This window comes from uncultured Thiodictyon sp., from assembly GCA_903837595.1.
In the GTDB taxonomy this organism is placed as follows: Bacteria; Pseudomonadota; Gammaproteobacteria; order Chromatiales; family Chromatiaceae; genus Thiodictyon.
Map to the genome: position 1 here is coordinate 1 of CAILVI010000065.1, position 6,623 is coordinate 6,623.

Annotated in this window: 5 protein-coding genes and 1 pseudogene; 5 read left to right on the plus strand and 1 reads right to left on the minus strand. The window is 66.7% G+C overall.

Going from position 1 to position 6,623, the window contains the following annotated elements; all coding sequences use genetic code 11:
• Positions 1 to 604 (minus strand): annotated as a pseudogene (locus QZY44_RS03485) (ABC transporter); the annotation flags it as partial.
• A 198-nt stretch (positions 605 to 802) separates the two neighbouring features.
• On the opposite strand from QZY44_RS03485, the gene QZY44_RS03490 reads away from it, so the two are divergent.
• From QZY44_RS03490 to QZY44_RS03510, 5 genes are all read left to right on the plus strand, one after another.
• Positions 803 to 1,066 (plus strand): CsbD family protein, encoded by a 264-nt coding sequence (locus QZY44_RS03490; RefSeq protein ID WP_295442297.1) that lies wholly within the window; start codon positions 803 to 805, stop codon positions 1,064 to 1,066.
• 485 nt (positions 1,067 to 1,551) lie between these two features.
• Entirely contained in the window at positions 1,552 to 4,134 is a 2,583-nt protein-coding gene (locus QZY44_RS03500; protein ID WP_295442300.1) for a CARDB domain-containing protein, read from the plus strand.
• Positions 4,119 to 4,340, plus strand: coding sequence for an RCC1 domain-containing protein (locus QZY44_RS35590; protein WP_365303188.1), 222 nt, complete (start codon positions 4,119 to 4,121; stop codon positions 4,338 to 4,340). Before QZY44_RS03500 ends, QZY44_RS35590 begins: the two co-directional genes overlap by 16 nt.
• Before the next feature lie 21 nt (positions 4,341 to 4,361).
• Positions 4,362 to 4,823 (plus strand): CARDB domain-containing protein, encoded by a 462-nt coding sequence (locus QZY44_RS03505; protein ID WP_295442303.1) that lies wholly within the window; start codon positions 4,362 to 4,364, stop codon positions 4,821 to 4,823.
• Positions 4,824 to 4,980: 157 nt separating this feature from the next.
• Positions 4,981 to 6,609, plus strand: a complete 1,629-nt coding sequence (locus tag QZY44_RS03510) for an FG-GAP repeat protein (RefSeq protein WP_295442306.1) — start codon at positions 4,981 to 4,983, stop codon at positions 6,607 to 6,609.
• Positions 6,610 to 6,623 lie beyond the last annotated feature (14 nt).

Consider the following 6,623-nt stretch of genomic DNA (forward strand, 5'->3'; position numbering starts at 1 on the left):
CGAGCATCAGCGTGAAGCCCAGAATGATGAGCCCGGCCTGGGGGCGGGCGAAGCGCATCACCCGCCACAATGAGCGGCCCGGCGGCGGCAGCGGTGGGGCGGCGCAAAAGACACAGGTGTTCTGACCGGTCGGGATAGCGGCGCCGCAGGTCGGGCAGAGGGTGCCCTGGCCTTCGCCCGGCGGCGCGCTCAGGCCTTGCTGCCTGCCGATCGCGGCCTGGCAGAGTGCCGCGAACTGTTGCGCCGCTGCGGTGCAGGCGCCGGTGTAGTGCCAGGTGGCGACCAGGCCGGTCGGCCCCTGCGCCGCCAGGCGGCCCGAAGCACCACGGTGGGCAGCCCTTACCTGTTCCAGGCCGGCGAGCGGCCAGGACGACCAGGCCCCGGGGTCGGCGGCCTCATCACGTCCGAGCAGCCGTCGGTCGGTCAGGCACAGTTGCCCAGCCCGGTAGTGGAGTCGCTGATCCAGATCCGGCTCGAACCAGGCGAGCGGAGTCTCGCCCGTTTCGAGCTGGGTCCTCAACTGTGCGGACCAAGCGGGCGCCGGGTCGTTGCGGTGCTCCTCGGCAGGGGTGTCGGTCTCGACTGGGGACGTTGATATGGCCACTGGATTGCTGATTGACGTGCGCTGCTGGTTGCCCGACGGACGACCGGTGGGCGCCAATGGTCGCACTTGTGCCCGGGCTTGGCCAGGACAGTTCGTGTGTCAGCGTACAGAAGCCTTACACATCATTGCGATAGCCTCAAAGCCCTCAAGCCGAGCTTGGGGATACCGTCTGGGGAGATCAACGTAAAGGTGACAACCATGAGCTGGAACCAATTTCAGGGCGACTGGCAGCAATTTCTTGGCGCAACCAAGGCGACCTGGGGGGACTTGACCGAGAGCGATCTCGCGCAAACCGAGGGTAAGCGTGCCGCGCTCGTGGCCCTGGTCCAGGCCAAGTACGGCGTTGCGTCGCGCGAGGCCGCACGGCAGGTCAATAACTGGGAGTGGTCCTACCAGATCAAGGCCAACCCAATGGCGACCAGGATGAGTTGTCACGATATGCCGGGCAACTGGAAGAAATAGCGACAGTCGGTGCACGCGTGAGACGTGTTCCGGGTCGGGTTTCGGCGTCAGCCCTCCTGCCGCCTGACGACCATCCGCTCCACGGCGGCGCGGGCGCGGTTGCTCGCGACCGCGAAACCAATGCCGACGTTGCGCCCGATAGGGCCGATCAGTGCGGTGTTTGATCCGGCAGCCGGCGCAACGCCGCCCGCGATTCCGCCACCTTGGCCACCAACGCAAGCGCTCCATCGCCGTTCCGACGCGTTGCGGCGCGACCTGGCCGTTGCCGGGGCTGCCGAAGGCAAGAATATGACCTGGCTATACTCGTTAGTCATTGGTGGGGCTCGCGTTTTCTGATTCAAAACGGTTGCCAAGTGCACGTAACCTTGTTATAAACGGGGTCGCCCGGGCTACCGCGCCGGGCTGGCCAGCCGGCCAATCGACCGTGCCGGGCCACTGGAAACAAGAAGAACAGCACACAAGAAGCGCAGCCAGGGGGATGAGTCATGTCGTTCCGGCCCGTTCTTCGTCGTCTCATGCCGCGGACCCGGCACGTCGCTCCCATCGGTGTCTGTATCCTCCTGGTCTTGGGCCTGACGTTCGGCCGCGACTTGGTGCGCAACTCGCCGGTGGTCGCCTCAACGCCCGCGGCGACCGAACAGGCGCTGCACGAGCGAGTGGCGAGTTTCGGTTGGGTGCGGGTGCGGGTGGACCTGAACCGGCCGACGGCCGTCGGGGCGCTCGTCCGACCGGCCGACTGGGACGGGGCGGCGCAAAACCTGTTGCTCGGATTGTCCGCCGGGACCTACGACTCGCCGCTGCATGTGCCGGGGGAGACCAGCCTGACGGTGCGGGTCAATGCCGCCGCGCTGAATCAGGTGCTCACCTCGCCCTTGGTGGCGGGGGTTGCGGCGGCGGGGAATGCGGATATGCCGCGGCTTGCTGGGGGTTATTGGCATTCACTGGCGCTCAGAGATGATGGAAGCCTCTGGGCCTGGGGGTACAACGGGTTCGGTCAGCTCGGCGACGGTAAGACCGCATATCGTTCGAGTCCGGTCCAGGTCCTGACCGGCGTCACGGCCGTGGCGGCTGGTTCTAACTACAGCTTGGCCCTCAAGTCCGACGGCAGTCTGTGGGCCTGGGGAGACAACTATTATGGCCAACTCGGTGACGGCACGACCGTAAATAGTTCGACTCCGGTCCAGGTCATGACCGGGGTCGCGGCCGTGGCGGCCGGTGATATTCACACCCTGGCCATCAAGACCGACGGCAGCCTGTGGGCCTGGGGTTCGAACGGGGCTAACCAACTCGGCGATGGAACGGGAACGGATCGCTCACGCCCGGTCCAGGTCCTGGCCGGCGTGCCAGCCGTGACGGCTGGTGCTGACCACACCCTGGCGCTCAAGACCAACGGCAGCCTGTGGGCCTGGGGCGTTAACAGCTATGGCCAAGTCGGCGACGGCACGACCAGCAGTCAATACGCGCCGATCCAGGTCCTGACCGCAGTCGCGGCGGCGGCGGGAGGCATGGGTCACACCCTGGCCATCAAGCGCGACGGCACCTTTTGGGCCTGGGGTTGGAACTCGTATGGCCAACTCGGCAACGGCACTAGCACGAATAGCCTGAGTCCAGTCAGCGTGCCGATTCCCGGCTTCGGTCCTTCTCCGGACTTCGCCGTGACCAGCATCGTCCTGACCCCGCAGAACCCAAGCGCCGGCGGACTCTTCAATGCCGCGGTCACGGTGAAGAATCAAGGCACCTCGGCGGGCAACCCGGGCACAATCCAGCTCTGGGCCGACCAGACGAGCGCGCCGACGTGCGGTGCAGTGGGCAACGGCTCGGCGACCCTGCAGACCCTCGCGGTGGGCGCCAGCCAAACGGTCACGCTCAACGGCCTGTCGGCCGATGCGGCCGGGGCCAAAACCCTGCGCGCCTTCATCGACAGCGCCTGCGCGACCCCAGAGTCCGACGAGACTAACAACCAGACCGGCATTTCATACACCGTGGTGCCCCAGAACCTCGACTTTGTGGTGACTGCAGTCACCCTGAGCCCCGACAGCCCGACCGCCAACGGGACCTTCGACGCCACCGTCACGGTCACCAACCGGGGCACGGCGGCCACGGCCGCCGTGGCGATCCTCCAGGTCTGGGCCGATCAGGGCGCGGCGCCGGCCTGTGGTGCCTCGGGCAACCAGTCCGCCACCCTGCCGAGCCTGGTGGGGGGCGCGAGCCATACCATGATCTTCCGCGGTCTGCCGGCCGCGGCAGCGGGGGCCAAGACCCTGCGCGCCTTCGTCGACAGCGCCTGTGCGACCCCGGAAACGGACGAGACCAATAACCACAGTGCCATGGGCTATACGGTCGTGCCGCCGGCCCCCGACCTTGAGGTGAGCGAGATCGTGCTGACCCCGCGTACCCCGCGGGTCAATGGGACCTTCACGGCCAAGGTGACGGTCGTCAATGGGGGTGCCGCGGCCGGGGCCGCACGCCTGCAGGTCTGGGCCCACCGGTCCGCGCCGGCGGTGTGCGGCGCGGTGGGCGATCAGACCATCACCTTGCCGAGTCTGGCGCCGGGCGCCAGCCAGACGGTAACGGTGAGCGGTCTGGCGGCCGGCGCACTCGGGATCAAGACGCTGCGCGTCTTCGTCGACAACGAATGTCTGACCGACGGGACGGATGATAGCGACGACCAGACGGCCATTGGCTATCAAGTCGGCAATCCGGATGTGCAGCGGATTGCTGCGGGTTACCGTCACTCGTTGGCCATCAGGGCCGACGGCAGCCTGTGGGCTTGGGGCTACAACGGGTATGGCCAGCTCGGCGATGGAACGGGCACGAATCGCTTGAGTCCGGTTCAGGTCTTGACCGGGACCGCAGCGGTGGCGGGAGGTTATGTTCACACCCTGGCGGTCAAGACCGACGGCAGCCTGTGGGCCTGGGGATATAACGCTTACGGCGAAGTCGGCGACGGTTCGATCCGTAATCGCGGGAATCCGGGTCAAGTACCGAGCGGCGTCGCGGCTATGGTGGGAGGTTGGAATCACACGCGGGCCCTCAAGACCGACGGCAGCCTGTGGTCCTGGGGTTGAACCAGGCTGGCCAACTCGGTGATGGCACTACCACGGATCGCTGGAGTCCGGTCAGAGTCCCGATCCCCAGCTGCGGTCCTTGGCCGGACTTTGAAGTAACCAGCGTCGTCCTGACGCCGAGCAGCGCGGGCGCCAACGGAACCTTCAGTCTTGCGGTCACGGTCACGAACCAAGGCAGGGCCGCCGGCGAGCCGGGGGTGCTCTAAGTCTGGGCCGATCAAGCCGGCGTGCCGACCTGTGGTGCCGTGGGCGACCAATCGGCGACCCTGCCGGTGCTCGCGGCGGGTGCCAGCCAAACGGTTACGCTCAGTGGCTTGCCGGCTGGGGCGGCCGGGCCCAAGACCCTGCGTGCCTTCATCGACAGCGCCTGCCAGACCGTGGAAAGCGACGAGACTAACAACCAAGACACCAAATTCGGTTTCAACATCGTCACCAGCATCAGTCCGGCCCGTGGCGGCACGGTGAGTTGCACACCCAATCCGGTCGCGCCCGAGGGTACCAGCACCTGTATTTCCTCGGTTAGTCCGGGTTATGTCTTCGCCGGTTGGCGCGGGGACTGTGCGGGCCAGGCCGGAACGACCTGCGCCCTGAAAAACATCAAATCCGCCAAGGCAGTCGTGGCAACCTATGCCGAGATGGCGCTGGTGGTGCCCAGCCGCCGCGGCTGGCGGGCAGTCCTGCGGCAATGAGTGGTGAGAAATCCCATCAGGGTTCCGGCAGCTCTCACGCGATCTCTGCCGGCGGGGAGATCACAGGCGCGCGGCGGATATAGTCTGTATTGATTTTCTGTTTGTTTCGCGATTTAATTCTTCGAGGTGGAAAAAAAGCCATTTATTGGGAAAAATTATGCATCGGTTCCTGAGTGCTCTGGTCCTGTTGCTTGGCTTGGCGACGGCGCCGTTATGCCTCCCAACCTCCGAGAGCACGTCGCCGCCGCCTCGCGGCCAGCAACCGACCGATCCCAATACACCACCCCAAGGTCTAAACGCGGCCGAGTGGGCCGATATCCGCGGCCAAGTGGCGGCGCACCGGTATGCGGCGGTGCCGACGCCCGGAGGCCACCAGGCGGCGAACCCCGGCCAGCAGTGGTGCACCCAGTTCGACGGTCGCGGCTTTCTGGTCGAGCCGCAAGGTGCGGATTGGCGCTGGGGTCTGGAGCTGCGCGGTTACGGTGTCGGCGGCGCGCTGCCGGCACTGACCGATCCGGTCCGCACCGACGCGGCCGGGTCGCGCATCGCCTACGACTGGGACGAACGGTTGCAGGAGTGGTTCGTGAACGACCAGCGGGGACTGGAGCACGGCTTTACGCTGCGCACCCGTCCTGGCGGTGAGGGCGACGCACTGGACCTCGCCTTTGCGGTGCGCGGCGGGCTGCGGCCCGATGTCGCGGCCGACGGTCAGGCGGTGCGCTTTCTGGATGCCCAGGGCGCCAGCGTCCTCACCTATGGCGGGCTTAAGGTGACCGATGCCGACGGCGCGGTGATCGCTGCGGGGTTCACCGCTGAACCGGACGGGCTGCGGCTGCGGGTCACCGACGCGGGGGCGCGTTACCCACTGACCATCGACCCCCTGGCACAGCAGGCATATCTCAAGGCATCCAACACCCAGGCGTTCGACCACTTTGGCTGGTCGGTGGCGGTCGCTGGCGACACAGTGGTGGTGGGTGCCAAGTATGAGTCCAGCAATGCGACCGGGGTGAACGGCAACCAGGCCGACAACAGCGCCGTCTATGCCGGCGCGGCCTATGTGTTCGTGCGCAGCGGGACGACCTGGACCCAGCAGGCCTATCTGAAGGCATCCAACGCCGAGGCGTCCGACGACTTCGGCTGGTCCGTGGCGGTGGCGGGCGACACGGTGGTGGTTGGTGCGCCATTTGAGTCCAGCGGTGTCACCGGGGTGGACGGCAACCAGGCCGATAACAGCGCGGCCGGGGCCGGCGCCGCTTATGTGTTCGTTCGCAGCGGGACGACCTGGGCCCAGCAGGCCTATCTCAAGGCCTCCAACACCGAGGCGAACGACACCTTCGGCTGGGCGGTAGCGGTCTCGGGTGACACGGTGGTGGTCGGGGCCGGTCGGGAGTCGAGCAATGCCACCGGGGTGGACGGCGACCAGTTCAACAACAGTGCTGCGTATTCCGGTGCCGCCTATGTGTTCGTACGCAGCGGGACGACCTGGGGCCAGCAGGCGTATCTCAAGGCCTCCAACACCGAGTGGCAGGACGCGTTCGGCGAATCGCTGGCGATCTCGGGCGACACGGTGGTGGTTGGGGCCTTTGGGGAGGACAGCAATGCCGCCGCGGTGAACGGCAACCAGGCCGACAACACTGCCGCGTCTGCCGGTGCTGCCTATGTGTTCGTGCGCAGCGGGACGGTCTGGACCCAGCAGGCCTATCTCAAGGCATCAAACACCCAAGCGAACGACGCGTTTGGCGTGTCCGTCGCGGCCTCCGGCGACACGGTGGTGGTCGGGGCCTAGGGGGAGTCCAGCAG